Raw genomic sequence first — 25,444 nt, forward strand, 5'->3', positions numbered from 1 at the left:
TCGCGAGAAATAAGTCGATTTATCCGCAGACCGAGCTCCTGCAACCTGCGTAGGAGATCACTCTGCGGGTGATATACAAACCTTGTTCACGGCTGAAGGGACCCGGTTTATCCGGTGCCCTTCATCTATTTGGGGTCAGGGCTGGTCTGCCAGAAAAGGCCGACGTCCGTTGCCGGCTTGATTCTGAGCCCTGATCCATTTTTTCAGTAGGTTACACATCAACTCCAATCTTTAAATATTGAACCTTGAACCCTGAACACTCAATAATCCGGACTCGGGCTTGCATCAATAATCCCCGGCCTGATTCCAGAGCATTGATAACCCACCAGCTGGCAGCCTTTTTGTCGGAAACACCTATCTTGAGCACAAGACTTACCCTGGCCTGCGGGCTCGATATGCTGCTGCACAGTTTTAGTCAGATCCTGTTTCAGTCACACCGTGGCTGTGGCGCGCTGATCCTGCTGGCCATTGGCCTGGAATCCATCACGGCGCTACTTGGCAGTTTGCTGGGCTGGGGCGGCGCCCTGCTCGGCGCCCGCCTGATCAGGGCCGATAGCGCCATGATGCGCGCCGGCTACTTCGGTTTTAACGGCGCCCTGCTGGGGCTGGCGCTGAACCTGTTGCTAGGACAGTCGTGGTTCAGCGTCACCTGTATCCTCGCGTTTTCTGCCTTAAGCGCGCCCCTGGTGCAGCTGCAGATTCGACGCTGGCGCATCCCGCCCTATACCAGTGCTTTTATACTGATGAGCTGGTGTGCCTGGCTGCTGGCTGCAATGCTGGAGTTGCTGCCGAACACCGCTATTCCGGATACTGCAGCCCTTGGTACAGCAACGGATGATGCCGTCACGGGCGCGATAACACTGCTGCAGTGGAGTGCTGGAGTAGTGCGCGGACTCGGTCAGGTGTTTTTTCTGGAATCGCTGCCAGCCGGGTTGCTGATACTGGCGGCGCTGGCGCTATCAGCACCGCGCAATGCACTTTGGGGCCTGGGTGGCGCACTGCTTGGCAGCCTGGTTGCCAGCCTGTGCAGCGCTCTTGCCGACACCCCGCTGTTCTCGCCCCAGGCGATTGCCGCCGGCTTGTTCGGCTATAACGGCGCCCTGGCCGCCTTGGCGTTACTGCAGCGCTTCCCTCGCCAGCCGGCCATCATCGCCGCCGGCGTAGTGCTGGCAACAGTATTGCAGCCCCTGTTCGGCATCATCGGACTGCCGGCCTTCACCGCCCCCTTTGTACTTGCCTGCTGGCTGATTGTGATACTGGCCAGCATCCTGCAAAGGCAACAGCAAAAGCGAAACACCCTATCTCCCTGACGGCAGGTCCGCTCTACCTGTTCAAGTGCGCATCAGGCTCAAGCGGGCCGAAGGCCGCAGCATCAGCAGGCAGACTGCGGCGTAAAGTCCAATGACCACCAGCCCGATCCACTCGATCTTCAGCGGCGTGAACTGAAACAGCAGCACCAGGCCATACATCAGCAACCAGTTGCCAATAAGGTAAGGATAGAACCCGAAACGCTCCACGGTGATATCGAGGTTGGTGGTGTAGAGCCGGATCAGGGAATCCAGCGAATTGACCACAAAGATGACCCCAACCACCAGCATCGAGGTCTTGAGCAGCGTACTCATCACCAATGCCTGTTCGAAGTAGAAATAGAGTACCGAGAACCAGATGGCAATGGGAATAGAGGGGATCACCAGCATCGCCAGACACAGCTGCCAGGCCGGCAGGCCACCGACAAAGCGGGCAACAAACTGGCCAATCATGATGCTCCAAGAAAACCACCAGAACAGATAGAAGGCATGATAGTCACTCAGAGGTGTCACAAAGTGCTGCAGATTGGCGAAGTAATCCCCCATCAGCACCAGGCTGTCGGACAGCGCCGCAGGCTTCATACCAGCATTCACGGCCAGCAGCCCGATAAGGCCGAAGAAGAGCCAGGTTGAGCCTATGCTCAGCCATTTCACGTACCTTACGTCCGAGCTTGAGAAGACCGCCAGCAGCACCACCAGTGCAGTGAGGCCGTACCTCAGCGGTGTGGAAATGCCCTGCGCATAGTCCGGCAGGTAGCTCAGGAAGAGGAATCCGGTAAAGGCACAGGTACCTATAATCACCAGATTATTGACGAACTTGATCAGCGGAATTTCAAACAGTTTGAGTCGCGGCTCAACGATTACAAAATAAAAGGTGGTTAGAAAGTAAAAGGCCCAGACCAGAAAACCCCAGAAGCCGAACTCAATCGCCAGGGGGTTGGTGAAGGCATAGGCCGATTCACTGGCATAAACCGGAAACTCGCCCAGGGGAAACATGATCAGCCCGACATCGAGCCCGGAGGTAAAGAGAATCGCCATAAAGGCAAACAGTGATGTGGGCATGGGGCCTTCGCAGCGCATGCGCCCCCAGCGCACCAGAATAACAACCACCAGCAGCAAGGCCGCGATAATGGCGACCGATAGAACAGCATTCATACTCGAGCCCTCTGGACAACAAGCGACACAACCCCTGGCCCGACGGGCGACATGGCATCGCCCCAACGCCACCTTGCGGCACGCGCCCTATCTGCCCTGCTGCACCCTGGCCATCTGTTTTATTTTTTATTGAACGATTAATTAAGTTAAATATCCAGTAAAACAGACCCGAATGCAGCTCGAGAAACGCCGTCTGCCATCCCCATAACGACATCCGATTACACTGGGCGTCTGGACTGCGCTGTTGAAGCGCTCGCCAAAAACAACGATCATGTCCGCCCAGGTGTCACTCGCTACAAGGAACCGACATGCCCAAGGTTGGAATGCAGCCGATTCGACGCAAGCAGCTGATTGAAGCCACAGCCGCCGCCATTCATCAGCACGGTTACGCCAATACCACTGTGGCGAAGATCAGCAAGATCGCGGGGGTTTCCACCGGCATTATTCATCACTATTTCGACGGCAAGAGCGACCTGCTGGCTGAAACCATGCGCCAGCTGATGCGTCAGCTTACCGATGGAATCTACAGCGACTGGAGCCGCGCCAACTCGCCCCGGGAACGTATTGCGGCCATCATTGATGGCAACTTTTCCGCCGAGCAGTTTGCCCCTGAAGTGGTCACCTGCTGGCTGGCGTTCTGGGCCGAAACGCCCCACGATACCGCCCTGCAACGGCTGTCCGGCATACGCGGTGCCCGCATGCGCTCCAATCTGCTGCACAACTTTCGCGAATTGCTGCCCGCCGATGAAGCCCGGGATGCCGCGCTGCTGCTGGCCTCCCTGATCGATGGCCTGTGGATAAACTGTGCCCTGGCGAGCCTCACCTCAGACTCATCCACCGCTCGACGTCTGGCGCACCAGACGCTGGCACGCCTGCTGCACGAAGACGTCTGACCCGGCAAACACACCGAAAGAGGAGCCCCCCCATGCCCAAGGACACCACTGCGCCTGTCATTGTCTTTGATGTAAACGAAACCCTGCTGGATATCACCACCCTCGGGCCTCTGTTTGAACGCATCTTTGGCGACGACCGGGTATTCAGAGACTGGTTTGCGCAACTGATCCTCTATTCCCAGGCAATGACCCTTTCAGATCTCTACACACCCTTTGGCGAACTGGCCGTGGGAAGCCTGCGCATGCTGGCCAGCATCCATGGGGTAGCCATTACCGATGGCGACATTGATGAACTGAAACAGTGCATGAATAGCATGCCGGCCCATCCCGATGTAGTGCCGGCGCTCAGCCGCCTGCGCGATGCGGGTTTCAGGCTGGTGACACTCACCAACTCGGCCAGCGCAACCTCGCCCACGCCACTGGAACGCGCAGGTATTAGCGAGTTTTTCGAACAGTCATTCAGTGTTGAGTCTGTACAGAAATTCAAGCCGGCGCCTGAATGCTACCGTCTTGTGGCAACGCAGATGGGGGTGGAGACATCGGACCTGTGCCTGGTCGCCTGTCATTTGTGGGATACGCTGGGTGCCCAGGCCGCGGGCGGTTACGGTGCTCTGGTGACACGCCCCCACAATGCGATGTTACCCGCAGCAGGCGTGCCAGTGCCGGACTTTAGCGCCGCGGATCTGACCGAGCTTGTCGATCAGATCATTGCGCGCTGGCAGGCGCCCTGAAGACTGCTGCGTCACGCAGCGCCAACCTGAGAAACCCGTCAGCTAGGCTGGCGGGTTCAAACGCTGCTGCTGCTGCCACTGCGGGTCTATCCAGACATCCACACCGGCATCCGGCAAGGGCGCTTTGCCAAGAATAATGTCGGCCGCTTTTTCCGCCACCATTATTGTCGGTGCGTTGAGATTGCCGTTGGTAACCGTCGGGAAAATGGACGAATCCACCACCCGCAGCGCTTCCAGGCCACGCACTCGGCACTGCGCATCCAGCACCGCCATGGCATCATCATCCGCACCCATTTTGCAGGTACAGGACGGGTGATAGGCACTCTCCACATTCTGTCGCACCCAGGCATCAATCTGCGCATCGCTCTGGATATCCTTGCCCGGCTGAATCTCGTCACCGCGGTAGGCATCAAATGCCGGCTGGGCAATGATCTCGCGGGTCAGGCGGATAACCGCACGCCAGTCGATAATATCCTGCTCGGCCTGCAGGTAATTGAACTGAATGCTCGGTGTGTCTTTAGGGTCGGCCGAGCGAATGCGAATATGACCGCGGCTGGCTGGCTTGTTGGGCCCCACATGCACCTGGAAACCATGACCATCGAATGCCGCCTGACCATCGTAGCGCATGGCCGCCGGCAGGAAGTGGTACTGCACATCCGGCCATTTCAGCCCGGCGCGCGAGCGAATAAAGGCACAGGATTCAAAGTGATTGGTCGCTCCCAGGCCACTCTTGAACATCAGCCAGCGGGTGCCGATCAGGCCCTTGCTGATAAGCCCGAGCTTGCCGTTAAGTGAAATCGGCTGTTTGCAGCGGTACTGGAAATACACCTCCAGGTGATCCTGCAGATTCTCGCCGACACCCGGCAGTTCATGCTGCAGCGCCACACCGGCCTGCTCCAGCACCTCACGCGGCCCTATACCCGACAGCTGCAGCAGCATCGGCGACCCCACAGAGCCCGCCGACAAAATCACCTCTATAGCCGCCATGGCCGTCTGTGTTTTGCCAGCAACGCTGTATTCCACTCCTATAGCGCGTTTGCCCTGCAGCAGCACCCGGTGGGTGATCGCACGGGATACCAGATGCAGATTCGGTCGTTTCATCGCTTCACGCAAATAGGCATTGGAGGTGGACGCCCGTACGCCGTTCTTGACGGTCATGTGCATGGGCCCGAAACCTTCCTGGCGATAACCGTTATAGTCCGCCGTATCCGGGTAGCCGGCCTCAACGCCTGCGTCGATAAAGGTCTGATACAGCGGGTTGAGACGCATCTCGTTGCCATTGCAAGTCGACAGCGGGCCGCTGCCACCACGGTAGTCATCGGCGCCGCCGGACCAGGTCTCGGCCCGCTTGAAGTACGGCAGACACTGCTGATAACCCCAGCCCTTCACGCCCTGCTCTTCCCACTGATCGAAATCACAGGCATGGCCGCGCACATACACCATGCCGTTGATGGACGAAGAGCCTCCCAGCACCCGGCCCCGCGGACAATGCAGGCGGCGGTTGTCGATACCGGGTTCCTGCTCGGACTCAAACGGCCAGCTGTATTTGGGCGAGTTCATCGGATAGGACAGCGCCGTGGGCATCTGAATAAAGATGCTCTTGTCACTGCCACCCGCCTCGATCAGCAGCACCTGATGCTTGCCGCTCTCGGTCAGACGATTGGCCAGCACACAGCCGGCGGAACCCGCACCGATGATGATGTAGTCGTACTTCTGCTGTGTCATGCGCTCTCCCGTGACCGACAGTGCTGTTCTGGACAACCCGCAACCGGGTTACTGCAATACACTGACCGACGTCTGTTAATTTACGATGCCACCAACATAATCTATTTTAATTAAACGTTCAATCAACTTAAACTCCGTATGATTTGCCTGGACAGCTGGCACGACTCGTACGCATTCCTCTTTAAGACCCACCAAAACAAGAAACCCCCGCAGGGCGGGGGTTTCAAGGATATTCTTTACAGTATTATCTAAGGTAGGAATTAAAAAGGGATGTCGTCGTCAAAATCATCAAAGCCCGGTGCCGGCTGCTGTGGCTGTTGCGGAGCCTGCTGCGGGCGCTGCTGTGGTGCTGGCTGACCACCCTGGGGCTGCTGATAATTCTGCTGCGGCGCCTGTTGCGGGCGCTGCTGGGGTGCCTGGGAGCGCTGCTGCGGCTGCTGGGAATAACCACCACCGGTATCCTGGTTATAGTTGTCGCCTGCGTCGGCACCGCTACCACCACCGGAGCCACCACGGCCACCCAGCATCTGCATTTCGCTGGCAACGATTTCGGTGGTGTACTTGTCCTGGCCGCTCTGATCCTGCCACTTGCGGGTGCGCAGCGCGCCCTCAACGTAGACCTGGGAGCCCTTGCGCAGGTATTCACCCACCACTTCGGCCAGCTTGTTGAAAAACACCACCCGGTGCCATTCGGTGCGTTCCTGCATCTGCCCGGTGTTCTTGTCTTTCCAGCTTTCGCTGGTCGCCAGAGTCACGTTGGTCACCGCATTGCCGGAAGGCATGTAACGCACCTCCGGATCGCCGCCCAGGTTGCCTACCAGAATTACTTTATTAACGCCGCGTGCCATCGGTTTCTCCACTTCGTTCTGCAGGGCCTGCCGCTACCACCGGCAAGCTTTACTATAGCCGTGAAGGATAACATAGAGCTTGAGCTTTGACCTATCAGGAGACGATCGTTCAGCCTTGTTTTGCAATTGACGCATCAGCCTTATGGAACGCCCACTCTGAACATCAAGACGTCGGCCACGGCTATGCCCAGCGGCATTACCGGCAGTTCGGGTGATCGTTCCGCTGCTGTGCCCATTCTGCTATCTTAGCGGCCCACCGCCTATCCAGCAGATACGGAGCAATCGTCGTGCAGACACCCTCCCCAGAGTCGCTATTCAATCCCGTGAATGTCGACAGACCGGACCGGTTTGACCTGACGCTCTGGAATCTTCCCGACGTACGCAACAATCTGTTATCACTCTGGTCACCCAAGTCCTACCGCGCCCGCAGCCTTTCGTTTAGCTTGCTCAATCAGCCCTATTTCGTGTGCAACTCACCCGATACCGTTCGGCGAGTGTTTCTGGATCGACATGACAATTACGATAAAAAAAGTCCACAGATGCGTAATGCTCTTGAGCCACTGCTCGGTGACGGACTCTTTGTAAACGATGGTGATCTGTGGAAAAAACGCCGGGCAGCCTGCTCGCCCCCGTTTGAACGAGAATTTCTGCCGGGTTTTTGCGAAATCATGTCGGCTTCAGCCACTGAAATGGCGGAGAGCTGGGCGCTTAAGCCTGACGGGGCAACCATAGACGTGCTGAATGAAATGGCACGTCTCACGGCTCAGATTATAGGCCGTACGGTATTCGGAGATGATGTTTCCGATGCCGATGCTGCTCAGGTGGTCGATGGCTTTACCGACTACCAGCACACAATTAACCAGCTAGATCTCGCCGACACCTTTGGCCTGCCTGTGTTGAAGAATTTCACCAACCCGCTGCGGCGCAGAAAAGCTGCAAAGGCAGCCGCTCAGGTACATAAAGTCATAGACCAGATCATCGAACGCTATCAGCGCGGCGACAAACCCGATCGGCTGACCCTGCTATCAGTACTACTGGATGGTGATGTCGGCGCCTCCGGCAAGGGTGGTTGCCCATTGCATGCAGAAGCGGCACGCAACGAAGCAATTGTCATGTTCATGGCCGGGCACGAAACAACGGCCAACGCCCTCAGTTGGGCCTGGTATTTACTGGATGGCTGCAAACGGTCTCGTGACAAAATGTACGCAGAAATCGACAGCGTATTGCAGGGCCGAGTCCCGAGTTACGAGGATGTTGCCAACCTGCCTTTCACCCGCGCGGTATTCGAGGAAACACTCAGGCTCTACCCGCCGGTGCCGATTTTGAGCAGGCAGGCGCGTGCAGAGGACGAGATCCGTGGTACCAAAATAAAACCCGGCACTATCATGCTGGCCGTACCCTGGCTGCTACACCGCCATGAACGTGAATGGGAGGCGCCGAACTCCTTCTGGCCCGAACGCTTCCTTCCAGGCACACCACGTCCGGACAAGTTTCTGTATATCCCGTTCAGCGTAGGCCCGCGAGTATGCCTCGGACTGCGCTTTGGTTTAACCGAAGGAATACTCTGCCTAGCAACCCTGGCACAGCGCTTCCGGTTGCGGCTCCCGCAAGATCACAAAGTGGATATCGAATGCCGGCTGACACTCAGGCCCAAGGGTGGCCTGCCAATGCTGCTTGAGAAAAGAGGCTGAAGATCGACAAGAGCACGCCAAGCTCGAACCAACCATAATTGGCGCTCCGACCCCTGGATCTGAGCGCAGCCCTTGTGACGGGGCAGTCATTCCCCGGAGATAGAGGTAGTCTTGTGACAGGAAAAGCGAACACTGACAATTTTCAAAACATTTTGTTAGTGACCATCGGTACTCTGGGCGATGTTCTGCCTTTTATGGTCATCGGCCGTCACCTGCAACAACAGGGGCTGCAAGTTACCATCGCCACCCACGAGCATTACCGGGACAAGGCCGTGGCTTACGGGCTCGCTTTTGAACCCATAGCCGAGACTGACCTGCAGCAATTTACGGCACACGAGCATGCCTGGCATCCGGAACTGGGCGTTAGCGTGGCGGTAGATAAACTGCTGCTTCCCATGCTCGAACCCGTGTTCGAGCTGACTCAGCGCCTGGCGCTGGGCCGAAATATACTGACACTCGCTCATCCCCATGCGCTCGGCGCCCGTGTTGCCCAGGATCTGCACAAGTTTCCGCTCTGGACTCTGTATCCAAGCGCCTGGCTATTCCAAAGCATCTTTGCGCGCCAGGCCTACCCACGTGTACGCATCAGTTCTGCTGATGCCCAGGGTCGCACGCCTGTGCAATATCGCCTGCTCGACTGGCTGGCAGATCGCGTGATGGGCGACGCAGCAAGCAAGCCCGGCATTCTCATCGGCAGGAAAAAACCCCTGTGGCTGAGGCGCTTTGCAAGATACATGTTTCAGCATGTGTCGGATCAGATGCTGGCTGCGGCCGTAAATCATCTGCGTCAGCGTGTCGGCCTGCCAAGCATCCGGGGCGTGCTGACAAACTGGTGCCACTCACCCCAGAAGGCGGTGGGTCTTTTCCCTTCCTGGTACGCCAAGCCCCAGGCCGATTGGCCCCAGCACCACCTGTTAAGCGGATTTATTGAAGCAAGATCCAGTGCGCCACTGCCCCACGACCTGCAGGCCTTCCTGACGGCCGGTGATGCCCCTGTCGTCTTTACCTTCGGCTCGGAAAAGATGGACAACCAATCCGGCTTTAAAGCGGCGGCCAGCGCATGCAGAAGTCTGGGCATGCGTGCAGTTTTCATCAGTGCCGACGATGCGGATGTGCCGGCTGAACAGACAGGCGACATTTTCTTCGTTCGATTTGCTCCCTTCGATACACTGTTCAAACACGCCAGTTGCGTCGTTCATCATGGCGGAATGGGAACGGCTGCGGCCGCCCTGCGCGCCGGCATTCCACAGTTACTGGTGCCGTTTAGCTATGATCAACCGGACAATGCCGCACGCCTGCGTGCTTTAGGCGTCGGTGTAACCCTGGCACCGGCCATGTTTGATAGAGAGCACCTGGTAGAGCAAATACAACTGTTACTCACATCGGCAGAAATAAAGGACAACTGCCGCCGTTACGCGGAGTCTATTCGCAACGATACTGCGCTTGATGTCATAGCCCATGAGATATCAGCAGCCAGATTCTCTGCTCCGCTTCACAAAAACTAGCCAGAGCCGGTCATTATTAACGGGTTTTCTGCTCGTCAGCAATGTCTATGGGTACGCCATATGGGCACATTGCCAGCGTACCTAAAATGCATTTACCAACCCATCAATCACCCAGGGCCGCAGTAATACTGCGGCCACATTAAAGGTTTTTTTATATCAAGTTTTTAGACGCACCAGGGTGAGCGAACGGCAACAAACCCTTGTCAGAACCTCTTTCAGATACGTATAAAACTCATGCCCACTTGGCTTGGCGGGCTGAGTCAAACCAGTGATAGCACCGGCAGTCAGGACGACTTCGGACTACGGTAGCTGGTCGACCCTGACGGGGCGCACTTGAACGTCTAATAATTGAACCCGACCAGCATAGCTGCGGCAAAATTCACATCCTGCTTTATTCTTAATAAATATAATTATAAAAATACAAAACCAGCAATAATCACTTTATAAAAAGCACCAGACTGGTGCAAACCAGAAAAATAAAGACCGAAAATGCCCAAATAAAATGCATTAAAACAACCAAAACACTCGATATAAATCAAAATAATACACCGCATTAAATATATAAAATTGACCCCTGTTCGCGTTTGGCTGAATCTGGTTCCTCAACTGACGAGGAATCCTAGAATGATAAAGTCCTTCCGCAAATCCATACTGGCCCTGACGGCTGCCACTGTGCCGCTGCTGACGATGGATGCCTCGGCGCTGGAATTAAAACTGGCCAACGTCCTGCCGGACAGCCATAGCTGGAACATCGCCGCCAAGGGCTTCGCAGAAGACGTAAAAGCCGAAACCAGTGACAGAGTCAGCATCAAGCTGTTTGCCAACGGCCAGTTGGGTTCCGAAAACACCCTGGTTGAAGGTCTGCAGATCGGCAGTATCCATGCAGGCATCATCGGCTGTGGCTCCTTCCAGCCACTGGAGCCCAAGATGGGTGTTGTCGAACTGCCATACGCCTGGCCCAGTCGCGAAGCCGCCTACGCCGCCTACGATGGAGAACTGGGGGACACTCTCGAAGGTCTGGCCGAGCAACACAACATAAAGATCCTGTCCTGGTGGGAAAACGGATTTCGTCATATCACCAATAACCGGGCGCCGATCAATACACCGGCAGACCTGGACGGCCTGAAAATCCGCGTCACCCCAGATAAAATGCGGCTTGATGCCTTTGCCGGCCTTGGCGCCAGCCCCGCTCCCCTGGCCTTCGGCGAACTCTATTCAGCCCTGCAGCAGGGCGTGTTCGATGCCCAGGAAAACCCCCTGGCCATCATTTATTCATCGTCATTCTTTGAAGTACAGAAGTACGTTTCCCTCACTGGCCACGTCTGGTCACCTGCCTGCCTGACCGTATCTCAGCCAATCTGGAACCGCATTTCCGCCGACGATCAGCAGACAGTGCAGACACTGGCTGACAAATGGCGCGACCAGCAACGCTTGATGACACAGAAGGATGACGCTGAGCTGATTGGCAAGCTCGAAGCCGCCGGCATGCAGGTTAATCAGGTCGACACAGCCCCGTTCTCAGCCGGCGTACAGGATGTCTGGACCCAGTATGAGAGTGTCTTCGGCCCCGAACTGATCGGCTTGGTAAAACGCTACAGCAGTGCGCAATAAGCAAGGGTGAACCTGATGCTACGCATTCTTACCCAACTGTGCCTGGGCATCTCTGCGATTGGAGTGGCCCTGCTGGCCACTCTGATCAGCTGGGCGGTGTTTATGCGCTGGGCCCTGGGCGATACGCCCCACTGGGCGGAAGAGCTGCCGCAGTTCGTGCTGATCTGGATGGCCATGCTCAGCGCCGTCTGGTGCAGCCACCACAACTCCCACCTGACCGCCGGCCTGCGCGACCTGTGGCTGCACAACCTGGCCGCACGCCGGGTGATGCAACGTCTGGTCGACCTGCTGCTGGTCCTCGCCATGGTCATGCTGACAAAAGCGGGATGGGATCTGTCCATGCTGACGCTGGCGCAGAAAACGCCAGCCCTGCAATGGCCTGTCGGTCTGCTCTATCTGAGTGTGCCGGTGAGCTGTGCCTCCATCGCCCTGGTACACCTGGGCGCGCTCTTGAGTAACCGGAGAAAACCCCATGAGTAACGGAGCCCTGGTCCTGCTGGCGGTCTTCACGCTTTGCCTGATCATCGATGTGCCGATTGCCTTCGGCCTGCTGATCGCGGCCCTGAGCTATCTGCTAATTTTCGATGCTGCGCCCCTGATGGTGGCGGCGCAGCAATATGTCGCCGGCATGCACAGCTTCACGCTGCTGGCGATCCCGCTGTTCGTTCTGGCGGCACAACTGATGAACCGGGTCGGCCTGACTGCCCGCATTGTCACCCTGTGCATGGCACTGGTGGGCAACAAGCCCGGTGGTCTTGCGGTCGTCGCGGTATTGGCCTGCATGATGTTCGGTGCCCTGTCCGGCTCCGGTGTTGCCGACGTGGTGGCGATTGGCAGCATGCTGCTACCGGCCATGCGCAAGGAAGGCTATGCCCCCGGCTTCAGCGCCGCTCTGGTCGGAACCTCGAGCTCGCTGGGCACGGTAATCCCGCCCAGTATTGTCATGATCGTCTACGGCACCACCGCCAACACCTCCATCGGCAAGCTGTTCATGGGCGGTGTAATTCCCGGTCTGCTGCTGGCCGCGGCGCTGATAGTCGTGGCCGTATATCTGTCCAAACGTAACGGCTGGGCAGGCGGGCGCACCTTCAGCCGCGCTGAAAAATTGACGGCATGGCGTGAATCCATACCGGCGCTGATGGTGCCGGTGATGATCATCGGCGGTATCCGCATGGGTGTATTCACCCCGACCGAAGCTGCCGTTTCAGCCATTATCTACGCCCTGATACTGGGCTTCGTGGTCTATCGCTGCCTGTCACTGACGGCACTCTGGCAGTCACTGAAGGAAACCGCGGAAGTCAGCGGCGCCATCCTGCTGATCATCGCCGCCGCGGGCCTCTTTGCCTGGGGCCTGAGCTATGAAGAAGTCCCTCAGGCCATCTCCACCCTGGTAGGCGACCTGACCGACAGCAGAACCACAGTGCTGTTAATGCTGATGGCGATCGTGCTGGTACTGGGTACCTTTATGGAAAGCATCGCCATCATCATCATTATCACCCCAATAGTGCTGCCGCTGCTGCTGCAGTACGACATCGACCTGGTGCATTTCGGTGTATTGCTGACGGTCAATCTGGCGATAGGAGCCAACACACCGCCATTGGGCATCGATCTGATGGCCGCCAGCCGTATCGCGGGTATTTCCACTGCAGAAACCCTCAAACCACTCAGCCTGATGCTGCTTGCCATGGTCGCGGTGCTGATGCTGATCGCCTTCGTGCCTGAAATCGTGCTGTTTCTGCCGAACTGGATGGAGTAAATCATGCGCCCAGAAACCACTCACCCCCTGCGCAGCTGGCTGTTCGCGGCTGGCCATGATCTGGCCGCACTGCACACAGCCCTCAACGCCCGTCCTGCGGTACTGGTCGTGGACCTGGAAGAGTTCACTCCGGCCGACCGCAAAGCGGAGGCCTGCGTACTGTTTCACCACATAGTTCCGGCCTGCAGAGATGCTGGCGTGCAGTGCGCTATCCGCCTTGACCGGCTGGATAACGGCGGCACAGAGCAGCTGGCGCTGATCGCCGCCGCCCGTCCTGCCGCTGTGCTGCTGCCACAAATCGAGCAGCCGGAACAGCTGCGCGAACTGCGTCAGCTGATGGATCAGCACGACCTCCGGGACACCCAGATTGTGCCCACCATCGAGACTCGGGCCGGCCTGGCCCGGCTGGATGAACTGTTCAGAGCTACCCGGCTGATCGGCGCTGCCCTGCTGGGCACCGGCGATCTGGCACAGGATTGCGGCCTGGCACAGGATCCGACTCGAATGCAGCAACTGCAGCCGTCCCGCACGACCTTTGCCGACCTTTGCCAGCGCAATGGTATCGAGGCGATAGACGGCCCCTGGCCCGAGCGATCCGACCCCCTCACCCGAGCCGATGCATACCACCAGGATTGTGACTTCTCCCGTTCAGCCGGCTTTCGCTCGCGCTGTGCCCTGACCGCCGGACAGGTTCTCAGCTGGCAATCATATAACCGCGCCGGACACGCTATACAAGAACAGCTGGAGCCCAAGATGCTTACTTCTTCAGAACATTGCCCAACCGAAACATCCCGTCTGCGTAACGGCGGGCAGATACTCATGCAACAGCTTCGTCTTCAGGGTGCTCGCCGGCTGTTTATGGTCGCTGGCGAAAGCTACCTGCCCTGCATTGACGCCTTCAACGAGCACACCGATCAGATCCAGGCCATCACCTGCCGGCAGGAGAGCGGCGCCGCCTATATGGCCGAGGCCTACGGCAAGCTGACCGGTGAACCTGGCATCTGCTTCGTAACCCGAGGCCCCGGCGCAACCAACGCCTCGGTTGGCGTGCATACCGCTTACCAGGATTCCACCCCGATGATTCTGTTCATCGGCCAGGTGGGCAACGACTTCATTGAACGCGAAGCCTTTCAGGAGATCGACTACCGCCGCATGTTTGGTGAAATGACCAAGTGGGTAGCGCAAATAGACCGCACTGATCGCATCCCCGAGTATGTCGCCCGCGCCTGGGCCATTGCCACCAGCGGCCGCCCAGGCCCTGTGGTATTGGCACTGCCGGAAGACACCCTGTTCAACACCGCGGACGTCGCCAATATCAACCCGGCCGCCCCGCTGGACAGCTTTGCCGGCACAAGCCAGATGCAGGCCCTGCAACAGCACCTGGAAAATGCTAAAAAGCCGTTTCTGCTGGTTGGCGGCAGCAGTTGGCGCCCGGAAGCCATGCAACAACTACAGGCCTTCGCACAGCGCTTCGACCTGCCGGTTGGTGCCGCCTGGCGCCGGCTGGAATGCTACGACCAGCGCGACGAGCAGTTCGTTGGTCACGTCGGCTGGGCCATGCACGAGCCGCTGCGACAGCAGCTGCTCGAGAGCGACCTGATCATCGCCGTCGGTACTCGCATGGGTGAAGCCACCAGCGAAGGCTATAGCTGGATCGAATGTCCGCAGCCCAGGCAAACACTGATTCATGTCTACCCCGATCCAGAGGAGCTGGGCCGGGTCTACCGCCCGGACCTGGCGATCAATGCCAGTGTCAACGGCTTCGCCTCCATGCTGGAAGCGCTGCAACCAAGCGGAAAACACGCCTGGTCGGCACTGCGGGCCCAGGCACGCCAGGACTATCTCGCGACCCTGACTCCGCTGCCAGCGCCTGGCGCGCTGAGCCTGGATGAGGTATCCCATACGGTCAACAAGGTGCTGGACGGCCAGGGCTGCGTCACGGTTGGCGCCGGTAACTATGCGCTTTACCCACACCGCTATGTGCAGTTCGCAGGCGCAGCCAGCTCCCTGGCCTCCACCGTGGGCACCATGGGTTACGGCCTGCCGGCAGCAATTTCCTACAAGCTCGAGAACCCGGATCAACCTGTGGTTTGTTTCGCCGGCGACGGCTGCTTTCAGATGAACATGCAAGAACTTGGCGTCGCGCTGCAGTACAACCTCGGCATAGTGGTGCTGGTCTTCAACAATGGCATGTGGGGCACCATTCGCGCCCATCAGGAACGCGAGTTCCCGGGCCGCGAGATTGCCCTTAGATTCCAGAATCCTGAGTTTGCCCGCCTCATCGAAGCCTACGGCGGCATGGGCAAGGTCGTTACCGAAGATGCAGAGTTTGAACCTGCCTTTCGTGCCGCGCTGCAGTTCACACACGAGCACAAACTGCCGGCCATCATCGAGTTGCGTTACGACAGCAATGGCATCGCCCCCGGCGCCCTGCTGAGCGATATCCGTGACCAGGCCCTGGCCGCCCAGCAACTCTAGCCACACCAAAATACTGTGCATGCCCCGCCGCCCGCCGCCCCAGGCGCGGCGCCGGGCACTCTGAATAGCGGAGAACACATCCATGAATACCTCCATGCTACATATCGATGGCGCACGCCTGTGGCAGTCGCTGATGGACCTGGCCCAGGTAGGAGCCACGGATCTGGGCGGTAATTGCCGCCTGGCCCTCACCGACGAAGACAAGGCCGGCCGAGAACTGGTCAGTGGCTGGCTGCGTGATGCAGGTCTGAGCCTGCGGGTCGATGCTCTGGGCAATATCTTTGCCCGCCGCGCCGGGCGCAATCCGGAGCTGCCACCAGTCATGAGCGGCAGTCATATCGATACGCAGCCCACCGGCGGGCGCTTCGACGGCAACTATGGTGTGCTCGCCGCGCTGGAAGTGGTACGCCGCCTGAACGAGCTCAACATCGAGACCGAAGCCCCCATCGATGTTGCTATCTGGACCAATGAGGAGGGCTCCCGCTTTGTGCCGGTCATGATGGGATCGGGCGTGTTCGCCGGCGTACTGACGCTGGACCAGGCCCTCAATGCCCGGGACAAGGCAGGCCTGTGCGTGCGCGACGAACTGCTGCGTATCGGCTATGCCGGCCCGGAGCCCGTCGGTGGCTATCCGGTAAAGGCCTATTACGAGGCCCATATCGAGCAGGGCCCGGTGCTGGACACCGAAGACCTGTCAGTCGGCATCGTCACCGGCGCCCTGGGGCTCTACTGGTACGATGTCATAGTCACCGGCCAGGAGTGCCATGCCGGCCCCAGCCCCATGCCCTATCGCCGTGATGCCCTGAAAGTCGCCTGCGGCCTGATCAATGAAATCCTGACCTTCGCGGACACGCGCCAGCCAGATGGCCGCGTCACCGTCGGCGAGCTGGACATGCACCCGAACTCCCGCAACGTGGTGCCCGGCCGCGTGCGCTTCACCGTGGACCTGCGCCACAGCGATGCCGCTGAACTGGAGCTCATGCATACCCAGCTGCAGCAACTGATCGAAGGCGCCGGCAATGTCGGCGTTAGCGTCGAGCTTAAAGTGGTACAGCAGATGGCGCCGACCCTTTTTGACGCCGGCCGCGTGGCCAATGTTCGACAGGCCGTGCAGTCACTGGAATTGCCGCACCTGGAGCTGATCAGCGGCGCCGGCCACGATGCAGTCTATCTCAGCCGCGTCATCCCCACTGCAATGATTTTCGTGCCCTGCATCGGCGGCATCAGCCATAACGAAATCGAGGACGCCAGACCCGATGAGCTGGCCGCCGGCGCCAGCGTACTGCTCAACGCCATGCTGGCAGACGCTGGGAGGGTCGCATGAGTCAGTACAGCCTGGAACAGTGGCAGCAAAAAGCAGCCAATCTGATCATCGAAGGCCGCGCCTGGATCGATGAGGGCTACTGCAGGGCCGAAAACGACAGCACCCTGCCCAGCATTAACCCGGCTACAGGCCTGCCACTGGCCGATATTGCCGACTGCAGCGAAGCTGACGTTGATCGTGCCGTCAGCCTGGCCCGCGCTGCGCTGGACCGCGGCGACTGGTCCCGCCGCGCGCCGTCCGATCGCCGCCTTGTGCTGGAGCGCCTTGCTGACCTGGTGGCCAAACATGCCGAGGAACTGGCACTGCTGGAAAGCCTCGACATGGGCAAGCCAGTGGGTGATGCGCTGGCCTTTGACCTGCCCCAAACCGAACATTGCCTGCGTTTTTACGCCGGCGCCATCGAGACCCAAACCGACGAGGTTCTGCCGACCGGTGATCAGGTACTGGCCACCGTCACCCGCGAACCGGTGGGCATAGTCGCGGCAGTGGTGCCCTGGAATTTCCCGCTGATGATCAGCTGCTGGAAACTGGCGCCTGCGCTGGCCACCGGCAATTCGGTAATCATCAAGCCGGCAGAGCAATCCAGCCTGAGCGCCATCCGTCTGGCCGCACTGGCCGCCGAAGCCGGCATTCCCGCCGGCGTTTTCCAGGTATTGCCAGGCCAGGGGAAAATCACCGGCCAGGCGCTGGGGCTGCACATGGATGTTGACTGCCTGACCTTCACCGGCTCAACCCTGACCGGCAAGCGTTTCATGGCCTATGCCGCCCAGTCCAACCTGAAACGGGTGTGGCTGGAGTGTGGCGGCAAGTCACCGCAGATAGTGTTTGCCGACAGCCAGCAGTTGGAGCGCGCCGCCGCCGCCGCAGCCGCCGCGATCTTCGTCAACCAGGGCGAAGTCTGTATCGCCGCCTCCCGGCTCTATGTTGAAGACGCCATCTACGACGATTTCGTACAACTGCTGCTCAGGGAAGCTCGCCAGTACTGCCCTGGCAATCCGCTTGATCCGGCCAGCCGCGCCGGCGCCATGGTCGACCAGTTGCAGTTCGACCGTGTGGTGGGCGGCGTCACTGAGGCTCTCGCCGCCGGCGCCCGCACGCTCACGGACACCCCGCTGATCGCCGCCCAGAACAACGGCTGGTTCCTGAATCCCACAGTGCTTGAGTGCGACAGCAACGCCAACCCACTAATGCGCGAGGAGCTGTTTGGGCCTGTGCTGGGGCTGTGCCGTTTCCACAGTGAGGAAGAAGTCATTGCTCTGGCCAACGACTCGGCCTATGGCTTGGGCGCCGGCCTCTGGACCGACAATCTCGGCCGGGCCCACCGCGTTTCCCGGCGCCTGCAGGCCGGTATGGTGTGGATCAACAGCTATGCCGACGGAGCCATTACAGTCCCCTTCGGTGGCCGCAAACAATCCGGTTTCGGCCGCGACAAGTCCATCCATGCACTGGACAAGTACACCGACCTCAAGTCGACCTGGATCGATCTCAGCCACTGAGTTCGGCACCTGAGCGCAGCCCTGTGCTGCGTCTTCGGAGCCGCTCCCCGAGGAGTTCATAGCATGAAACCAGATCTGTTAAATTCGCTGCTGCAGGTGGAAACCGCCACCCTAGGCCATGCCATCACCGAGGGTTTCATGACCCCTGCGATGCAGTGCGCCACGTCCGAAAAGCGCTGCTGCGGCCCTGCACTGACCGTTTCGCTACCGGGGGATGACGGCTACAGCCTGCCGCTGGCGCTGCTCAAGGCACGCCCCGGCGATGTCCTGGTGATCGAGCGCCTGAACGACGACCGCCATGCCTGCTGGGGAGCGGTCATGACAGAAGCTGCACTGCAGGCCGGTATCAGCGCCGTGGTGCTGGATGGCTATATCACCGATATCGGCGCCGTCCGGGCGGCGGGCCTCGCCGTCTGGTGCAAGGGCCGCTCGCCCGTCACCACCAAGGCGGGCAAAACCGGCGGCAGCGTCAACCAGACGGTGACCTGCGACGGCGTACGGGTGGGGCCTGGCGATATAGTGCTGGCCGATGAAAACGGAGTCGTAGTGCTAGCACCGGAGCAGGCCGAAGCCTTGGCAGCTCAGGCGCTGGAGATCCAGGCAAGGGAGTTGCCGATCATTGAACGCATACGCCTTGGCGAGTCTCTCGCCTCTATCTATTACGGGCAGCAGTAAGCCGCCCTATCCCTTGCACGCGGGGTCCTTCCCGCCTGTTGATCAGCAAACGGAGAGTCAAGATGCAATTGAAACGTTCGCTTCTGTGCACCCTGTTGGGTGCTACCCTGGCCTGTTCAACCCTGTCCTCCCTGCCCGCTCTGGCCGGCAAGACTGACGATACCCTCAACGTCGCGTTCTCCGCCGAGCCCGAAGCTCTTGATACCTACAAGATTGCCGGTCGCGAGGGTCTCATTCTGGCCCGTCATCTATACGACGGCCTGCTGTACAAGGATCTGGACACCGGCGAATTCAAACCTGCTCTGGCTGAGTCCTGGGAGTTCACCGACCCCCTGACCATCGAGCTGAAGCTGCGCCAGGGCGTCAAATTCCACAACGGCGCCAGCTTCTCCGCCGACGACGTTCTCACCACCCTGAATACCGTCATCAAGCCAGACTACGGCACCCGCTACCAGATTTCCGTGGACTGGATCGAAAGGGTCGAAAAGATCAACGACTATAGCGTGCGCATCCACATGGCCAAGCCATTCGCCGGGGCCGTGGAAATGCTCGCCGATGCTCTGCCGATCTATCCCCGCGCCTACTTCAGTGAAAACGGATCCGCCGGCATGGCGGCAATGCCCATCGGAACAGGCCCCTACCAATTGATGGAACAGACCCCCGGCGTGCGCTATGTACTGGAACGCTTTGATGATCACTATGCCGACAGCCCCAAGGGCCGTCCGTCCATCAAGCGCATCGTCGCCCGCACCATTCCGGAGATGAACACCCAGTATGCCGAACTGATGTCCGGATCGCTGGACTGGAGCTGGCGCATCCCGCCTGACCAGGCGAAAAAGCTGGAACGCCGGGTCACAATTGTCAACGCGCCTATCATGCGTATCGCCTACGTCAACTTCGCCAAAGCAGCTCAGGACGGCGCCTACGCCATCAGCGATGCAAGGGTACGCAAGGCCATTATCCATGCGGTGAATCGTGAACAGATCGCCAAGGTATTCGGTGGTGACGCTTCCGAGGTACTCAACTCCGCCTGCAACCCGGCCCAGTTCGGCTGCGAGCAGGATGTCACCCGCTATGAGTACGACCCCGCACAGGCCAAAGCCCTGCTGCAGGATGCAGGCCTGGGCGATGGTTTCGATATGGACATGACCTTTGCCGCCATGCCCCGCCCTGTGGCTGAAGCCGTGGCGGCAGATCTTGCCAAGGTGGGCATTCGCGTCAACCTGAACGAAAACCAGTATGCCGCGGCCGTGCAGAAATGGCGTGAAGGCTCGGTGCCCGCACTGTTTTCCAACTGGGGCAGCTACGGTATCGGCGATGTGGTCTTCATTGACTCCAACTTCTTTGGCGGTGGCGCCGATGACCAGAGTGCCGACCCAGAAGTTGCGGCGCTGCTGCAGCTGGCCGATACCTCCAATGACCGCGCGGTCCGCAAGGCCAACTACAGCCTGGCGCTGAAGAAAATTGCCGACGAAGCCTACTGGATGCCGATGTACAACTTCAATATCAACTACGGCCTGTCCGACGACCTCAACTTTACGCCACACCCCGATGAGTTCGCCCGCTGGTGGCTTGCCAGCTGGAAATAAGGCGAACCAGTGATGGCCGCCTGCGGCCATCACTCCTCAAAAATAACAGCGAGCACAACCTATGTTGAGATTTTTACTGAGGCGACTGCTGGTTGCCCTGCTGGTGGCGTTGGCGGTCTCGTCCATCAGCTTTTCACTGGCCTACCTCTCCGGTGACCCTGCTATCGCCATCGCCGGTTCCGGCGGCAGTGCTCAGGATGCGGAGCTGGTCCGCCAGCTGTACGGTTTTGATCGTCCCATTTTTGTGCAGTATGCCGACTGGATATTCCAGGCCCTGCAGGGCAACCTCGGCACCAGTTACTACTTCAGCATGCCGGTCAGTCAGATCATCGGCGAACGCATTCCGGTGACGCTGATTCTCGGCACCGCATCCTTCGCAGTGGCCCTGTTGGTGGCCCTGCCTCTGGGTATTCTCGCGGCCCTGAAACCCAATGGCCTGCTTGATCGCATCGCACTGCTGATCGCGGTGTCCGGTCAGGCGGTACCGAGCTTCTGGCTCGGGCTCATCCTAATCGTGATCTTTGGCGTCTGGCTGAACCTGGTACCGATCTCCGGCGCCGACAGCTGGAGCGGCTTTATCCTGCCAGTGGTGGTGCTGAGCTACTACGCGCTACCAGCCTTGATGCGCCTGATGCGCGCCAGCATGATTGACGTGCTGCAGGCCAACTATGTGCGCACCGCCCGCTCCAAGGGCCTGGGCATGCCCACGGTGATTCTGCGTCATGCGTTGCGCAATGCCGTGTTGCCGCTGGTGTCGGTGGCAGCAGTACAGCTCGGTATTCTGCTGTCAGGCTCCATCGTGATTGAAAGCGTCTTTGCCCTTAACGGCCTGGGCCGTCTGGCCTGGGAGTCTTTGCTGCGCAGTGATCTTGCGGTGGTACAGGGCATTATCCTGATCCTGTCGCTGGTCTATGTAATGCTCACCACCCTGGCAGACCTGATCAACGCCTGGCTCGACCCTCGAATTAGGGAGGCTTGAACATGACCACTCTGAATACCCCTATCGCTGCCATAACCGCCATATCCACCGAAGCGGCGCCACGACGCCCGCACTGGATCAAGCGCTGCAGGCAAAACAGCATCCTGATCGGGGGCGGCATCTTGCTGCTGATGACACTGGTTGCCCTCTGCGCACCTCTGCTGAGCAGCTATGACCCCACATTGCAGAACCTGGACGCTCGCTATTCGCTACCGTTCTGGATGGAAGGAACTGATCCCGCCCACTTGCTGGGCACCGATCACCTGGGACGGGACTATCTTTCGCGGCTGATCTATGGCGCCCGCATTTCGCTGGGCATCGGTTTCAGCGTGGTACTGGTTGCCGCTCTGATTGGCACCAGCCTTGGGCTCCTGGCAGGCTACTTTGGCGGCAAGGTCGATATGCTGATCAGTTTCCTGATTACCACCCGGCTGTCACTGCCCATTGTTCTGGTTGCCCTGGCAGCCGTAGCACTGCGAGGCGCATCCCTGACGACCCTGGTCACGGTGCTGGGGCTGCTGGTCTGGGATCAGTTCGCCATTGTTGCCCGCTCCGGCACCCTGGCCATTCGGCACCAGGAATATATCCGGGCGGCCCGTGCCACCGGCGCCTCACACCTGCGCATCATGCTGCGTGAAATTCTGCCCAACCTGCGCAGCACCCTGATTGTTATCGCCACCCTGGAGATGGCCAATGTGATCCTGCTGGAGTCGGCGCTGTCGTTTCTGGGTCTGGGTGTACGACCGCCGACACCCTCCTGGGGCTTGATGATTGCAGAAGGTCGCGACAGCATTCTGTTTGACGCCTGGCTGATCGCACTACCCGGCGGCATGCTCTGTCTGCTGGTACTGGCGGTAAACCTGTTCGGTGACGGGCTACGCGACCTAACGGGCACCGAGGTGAAGCGATGAGCAAGGTACTTGAGGTCAACAATCTGCGGGTCGATATCCCGACAGAACAGGGTACAGTGCACGCAGTCAAAGGTATCAGCTTCAGCCTCAACCAGGGTGAGACACTCTGCCTGGTGGGCGAATCCGGCAGTGGCAAGTCCATGACCGCCCTGTCGATCGTCGGGCTGCAAACGCCACGGGCGCGTGTCACGGCCGAGCGTCTAGAGCTGCTGGGCAAGCCCCTTAACAGCCTGTCACAGCGCCAGCTCAACCAGCTGCGTGGCAAAGACGTCGCCATTATTTTCCAGGACCCGATGACAGCCCTGAATCCGACGCTGACCATCGAGCGACAGATGACCGAAGGCGTTATGCGCCACGAAGGCGTCCGCCGCCAGGACGCCCGCACAAGGGCCATTGATCTGCTCAACAAGGTTGGAATACCCCAGGCTACCGAGCGCCTGTATCAGTACCCGCACCAGTTTTCCGGTGGCCAGCGTCAGCGCATCATGATTGCCATGGCGCTGATGGGAAAACCTTCACTGCTGATCGCCGACGAGCCGACCACGGCCCTGGATGTCACCATCCAGGCGCAGATACTGGACCTGATCCGGACCCTGGCCACTGAGCTGGATTTTGCCCTGCTGATGATCACCCACGATTTTGGCGTGGTCGCCGCCATGGCCGACAGGGTCAGCGTCATGTATGGAGGCAAAATTGTCGAGTCGGGGCCCGCCTGCGAGGTACTGAAAAGCCCGCAGCACCCCTATACCCAGGGCCTTATCGCCTGCATCCCCGTGCCGGGGCGCACCACGCCTGGCAGCCGGTTACCGGTGATTGACCATGAAAAACTTGCCGTGAAGGAGCTGTCATGAACCTGGCCCCCGCCAACGACCCTATACTCGAAATTCGCCACGTCAGCCGCACCTACAAGTTCAATGGTGGCCTGATGAAACCGGCCCACAGCGTCAAGGCGCTACAGGATGTTTCCATCAGTATTGAACGGGGACAAACCCTGGGGCTGGTCGGAGAGTCGGGCTGCGGCAAGAGTACACTGGCGAGCATCATGCTGGGACTGAACAAACCCGATAGCGGCGAAGTGCTCGTGGATGGCAAACCGGTACTGTCCCTGGGGCCGCTGCAGCGCTCGCAACTAATACAGCCGGTGTTTCAGGATCCCTATTCGTCACTGAATCCCGCCTTCAGCGTTTACGATACCCTGATGCAGCCACTGCGCATCCACCGCAGTGAGGCTCAGGACCGCCCCCGCAGAATCATGGATATGCTGGACAAGGTCGGTTTCCCGCGACAGCTGGCCAATGCCCGCCCCGGCGAGCTATCGGGCGGACAGTGTCAGCGCGTGGCCATTGCCAGGGCGCTGATCCTGAACCCGCCACTGCTGATCTGTGACGAGCCCACCAGCGCACTGGATGTCTCGGTGCAGGCCCAGGTGATCAATCTGCTGCTCGATCTGAAGCGCGAGTTCGGACTCTCGATGGTCTTTATCAGCCACAATCTCGCGGTGGTGGAGCATCTGGCCGACAAGGTCTGTGTGATGTATCGCGGTCAGATCGCGGAGGAGGCATCACGCGAGGCGCTATTTGCCAACCCCCAACATGCCTATACAAAGGAACTGCTGTCAGCCACCCTGCTGCCGGTCTGATACCAATAACGGAGGCCTTTGTACGTCGCCCGGGTGCGGGCGACGCTCCTTTTAAAGCCTTACTCGCTGGAGCGCAATACGCCCAGCAGGCTGTTGAAAAAGACTTCCTCCGCCTCGCTGAAACGTGGATTCTGATTCCACATCAGGTACAGGCTGATACGTGCCACGCCGTCATCCGGCGGCAACCGCCAGAGACTGCCGGTTTCCAGATCAGCCGTCACCAGGTGCTCGGGCAAGGCACCAATCCCAATGCCGGTGCGAATCATTCGCCGCACTTCGTCCAGACTGGAGCTGCTGCCCACCGTGCGCCCTTCCAGTCGCTCCTGTGCTCTAAAGATCGCCAGCGGAGCCAAAACACCATCCAGCTGTTCACTGGCGAAGGATACAAAGTTCTCGCTGCGCAGATGTTCAACGCTGAGGTTCTTTTTACCGTAGAGCGGATGGGATTCACCGCAATACAGATAGTAGCGCTGATGCAACAGCACTGTGTCGGTCAGGTCGGGGATCTTCTTGTGCTTGAGGCAGATGCCAAAGGCGGCATTGTAGTGCAGCAGCGCATGCTGAACATCTTCACTGGAGCCTGCAATGATCTCGAAAGTAACGCGGGGATTATTGCGATGAAAGTCGCTCAGCACCTGGTCAAACAGGTCGCTGTTCACGCCCGTAACCAGCGCCAGACGCACCACACCGCTAAGATCATTGGGTACATCGCGCACCGCCATGGACAGGCGCGCAATGCTGCCATAGATCACCACGGCTTCGCGGTACACCAGTTCGCCCGCAACACTGAGTTCGAAAGTGTTGCCACTGCGAATGATCATGCGCTCGCCCAATCGGTCTTCCAGGCGCTTTAAGGCCAGGCTCACCGCGGGCTGCGTCAAATGCAGACGCTCCGCCGCACGACTGATACCGCCCTCCTGCACTATGGCAATAAAGGTGCGTAACAGATTCCAGTCCAGCCGATCATGAATACCTGACACTAGAGCCTCCACAGCTGAATTCAATTGACCGGCATTCGCACGAAAGACGGCTCTGGCGACTTAAGCTGCCGCCCCCGGATAGCGCCCTAAAAAGCACTCGCCCGATTCGCATACCTGCCAAAAGAAATCCCGGAAAAGTCTCCACTCTTCC

21 protein-coding genes are annotated in these 25,444 nt (G+C 59.1%); 17 read left to right on the forward strand and 4 right to left on the reverse strand.

Annotation, left to right across the window (positions count from 1 at the left end):
- Positions 1 to 359 precede the first annotated feature (359 nt).
- Positions 360 to 1,310, forward strand: a complete 951-nt coding sequence (locus MPRO_RS08905; protein WP_158651778.1) for an urea transporter — start codon at positions 360 to 362, stop codon at positions 1,308 to 1,310.
- 21 nt (positions 1,311 to 1,331) lie between these two features.
- On the opposite strand, the gene MPRO_RS08910 is transcribed toward MPRO_RS08905, so the two are convergent.
- Complete coding sequence (locus tag MPRO_RS08910) at positions 1,332 to 2,462, reverse strand: BCCT family transporter (protein WP_067290610.1); 1,131 nt, start codon at positions 2,460 to 2,462, stop codon at positions 1,332 to 1,334.
- 308 nt (positions 2,463 to 2,770) lie between these two features.
- Between MPRO_RS08910 and betI the strand changes: the two genes are divergently transcribed.
- Positions 2,771 to 3,355, forward strand: a complete 585-nt coding sequence (gene betI / locus MPRO_RS08915; protein WP_067290613.1) for a transcriptional regulator BetI — start codon at positions 2,771 to 2,773, stop codon at positions 3,353 to 3,355.
- A gap of 32 nt (positions 3,356 to 3,387) precedes the next feature.
- On the forward strand, positions 3,388 to 4,086 hold the full coding sequence (locus tag MPRO_RS08920; protein WP_067290615.1) for a haloacid dehalogenase type II: 699 nt from the start codon (positions 3,388 to 3,390) through the stop codon (positions 4,084 to 4,086).
- Between the two features lie 42 nt (positions 4,087 to 4,128).
- On the opposite strand, the gene betA is transcribed toward MPRO_RS08920, so the two are convergent.
- Together betA and ssb are read right to left on the reverse strand one after the other, a co-directional pair.
- On the reverse strand, positions 4,129 to 5,811 hold the full coding sequence (gene betA / locus MPRO_RS08925) for a choline dehydrogenase (RefSeq protein ID WP_067290621.1): 1,683 nt from the start codon (positions 5,809 to 5,811) through the stop codon (positions 4,129 to 4,131).
- Positions 5,812 to 6,071: 260 nt separating this feature from the next.
- A complete protein-coding gene (gene ssb / locus MPRO_RS08930; protein WP_067290624.1) occupies positions 6,072 to 6,659 on the reverse strand; it encodes a single-stranded DNA-binding protein in 588 nt (195 codons plus the stop codon).
- Positions 6,660 to 6,946: 287 nt separating this feature from the next.
- Between ssb and MPRO_RS08935 the strand changes: the two genes are divergently transcribed.
- The 14 genes from MPRO_RS08935 (at position 6,947) to MPRO_RS09000 (ending at position 24,313) form a co-directional block, all read left to right on the forward strand.
- Positions 6,947 to 8,350, forward strand: coding sequence for a cytochrome P450 (locus MPRO_RS08935; RefSeq protein WP_067290626.1), 1,404 nt, complete (start codon positions 6,947 to 6,949; stop codon positions 8,348 to 8,350).
- Between the two features lie 158 nt (positions 8,351 to 8,508).
- Entirely contained in the window at positions 8,509 to 9,855 is a 1,347-nt protein-coding gene (locus MPRO_RS08940) for a glycosyltransferase (RefSeq protein ID WP_158651779.1), read from the forward strand.
- Between the two features lie 624 nt (positions 9,856 to 10,479).
- On the forward strand, positions 10,480 to 11,466 hold the full coding sequence (locus MPRO_RS08945; RefSeq protein WP_067290628.1) for a TRAP transporter substrate-binding protein: 987 nt from the start codon (positions 10,480 to 10,482) through the stop codon (positions 11,464 to 11,466).
- 15 nt (positions 11,467 to 11,481) lie between these two features.
- The gene (locus tag MPRO_RS08950) at positions 11,482 to 11,946 is read left to right on the forward strand and encodes a TRAP transporter small permease (protein WP_102136292.1); all 465 of its coding nucleotides are present in this window, start codon (positions 11,482 to 11,484) and stop codon (positions 11,944 to 11,946) included.
- On the forward strand, positions 11,939 to 13,222 hold the full coding sequence (locus tag MPRO_RS08955; protein ID WP_067290630.1) for a TRAP transporter large permease: 1,284 nt from the start codon (positions 11,939 to 11,941) through the stop codon (positions 13,220 to 13,222). The genes MPRO_RS08950 and MPRO_RS08955 overlap by 8 nt, the downstream gene beginning before the upstream one ends.
- A gap of 3 nt (positions 13,223 to 13,225) precedes the next feature.
- Positions 13,226 to 15,700 carry an aldolase/citrate lyase family protein gene (locus MPRO_RS08960; RefSeq protein ID WP_082708598.1) on the forward strand — a complete coding sequence of 825 codons (2,475 nt, stop codon included), beginning with the start codon at positions 13,226 to 13,228 and terminating at the stop codon, positions 15,698 to 15,700.
- Positions 15,701 to 15,782: 82 nt separating this feature from the next.
- Positions 15,783 to 17,024, forward strand: a complete 1,242-nt coding sequence (locus MPRO_RS08965; protein ID WP_067290633.1) for a Zn-dependent hydrolase — start codon at positions 15,783 to 15,785, stop codon at positions 17,022 to 17,024.
- Complete coding sequence (locus MPRO_RS08970) at positions 17,021 to 18,520, forward strand: aldehyde dehydrogenase (RefSeq protein WP_067290637.1); 1,500 nt, start codon at positions 17,021 to 17,023, stop codon at positions 18,518 to 18,520. The genes MPRO_RS08965 and MPRO_RS08970 overlap by 4 nt, the downstream gene beginning before the upstream one ends.
- Positions 18,521 to 18,583: 63 nt before the next feature.
- Positions 18,584 to 19,195, forward strand: a complete 612-nt coding sequence (locus MPRO_RS08975; RefSeq protein ID WP_067290641.1) for an RraA family protein — start codon at positions 18,584 to 18,586, stop codon at positions 19,193 to 19,195.
- A 62-nt stretch (positions 19,196 to 19,257) separates the two neighbouring features.
- On the forward strand, positions 19,258 to 20,784 hold the full coding sequence (locus MPRO_RS08980) for an ABC transporter substrate-binding protein (protein WP_067290644.1): 1,527 nt from the start codon (positions 19,258 to 19,260) through the stop codon (positions 20,782 to 20,784).
- A gap of 61 nt (positions 20,785 to 20,845) precedes the next feature.
- Positions 20,846 to 21,763, forward strand: coding sequence for an ABC transporter permease (locus tag MPRO_RS08985; RefSeq protein ID WP_067290645.1), 918 nt, complete (start codon positions 20,846 to 20,848; stop codon positions 21,761 to 21,763).
- Positions 21,764 to 21,765: 2 nt separating this feature from the next.
- Positions 21,766 to 22,674, forward strand: a complete 909-nt coding sequence (locus MPRO_RS08990; RefSeq protein ID WP_067290646.1) for an ABC transporter permease — start codon at positions 21,766 to 21,768, stop codon at positions 22,672 to 22,674.
- Positions 22,671 to 23,525 (forward strand): ABC transporter ATP-binding protein, encoded by an 855-nt coding sequence (locus MPRO_RS08995; RefSeq protein ID WP_082708600.1) that lies wholly within the window; start codon positions 22,671 to 22,673, stop codon positions 23,523 to 23,525. The genes MPRO_RS08990 and MPRO_RS08995 overlap by 4 nt, the downstream gene beginning before the upstream one ends.
- The gene (locus tag MPRO_RS09000; RefSeq protein WP_067290653.1) at positions 23,522 to 24,313 is read left to right on the forward strand and encodes an ABC transporter ATP-binding protein; all 792 of its coding nucleotides are present in this window, start codon (positions 23,522 to 23,524) and stop codon (positions 24,311 to 24,313) included. The genes MPRO_RS08995 and MPRO_RS09000 overlap by 4 nt, the downstream gene beginning before the upstream one ends.
- Before the next feature lie 59 nt (positions 24,314 to 24,372).
- On the opposite strand, the gene MPRO_RS09005 is transcribed toward MPRO_RS09000, so the two are convergent.
- Positions 24,373 to 25,293 (reverse strand): LysR family transcriptional regulator, encoded by a 921-nt coding sequence (locus MPRO_RS09005; protein ID WP_067290655.1) that lies wholly within the window; start codon positions 25,291 to 25,293, stop codon positions 24,373 to 24,375.
- Between the last annotated feature and the right edge of the window lie 151 nt (positions 25,294 to 25,444).

The sequence above is a fragment of the Marinobacterium profundum genome, assembly GCF_001528745.1.
Taxonomy (GTDB): domain Bacteria; phylum Pseudomonadota; class Gammaproteobacteria; order Pseudomonadales; family Balneatricaceae; genus Marinobacterium_A; species Marinobacterium_A profundum.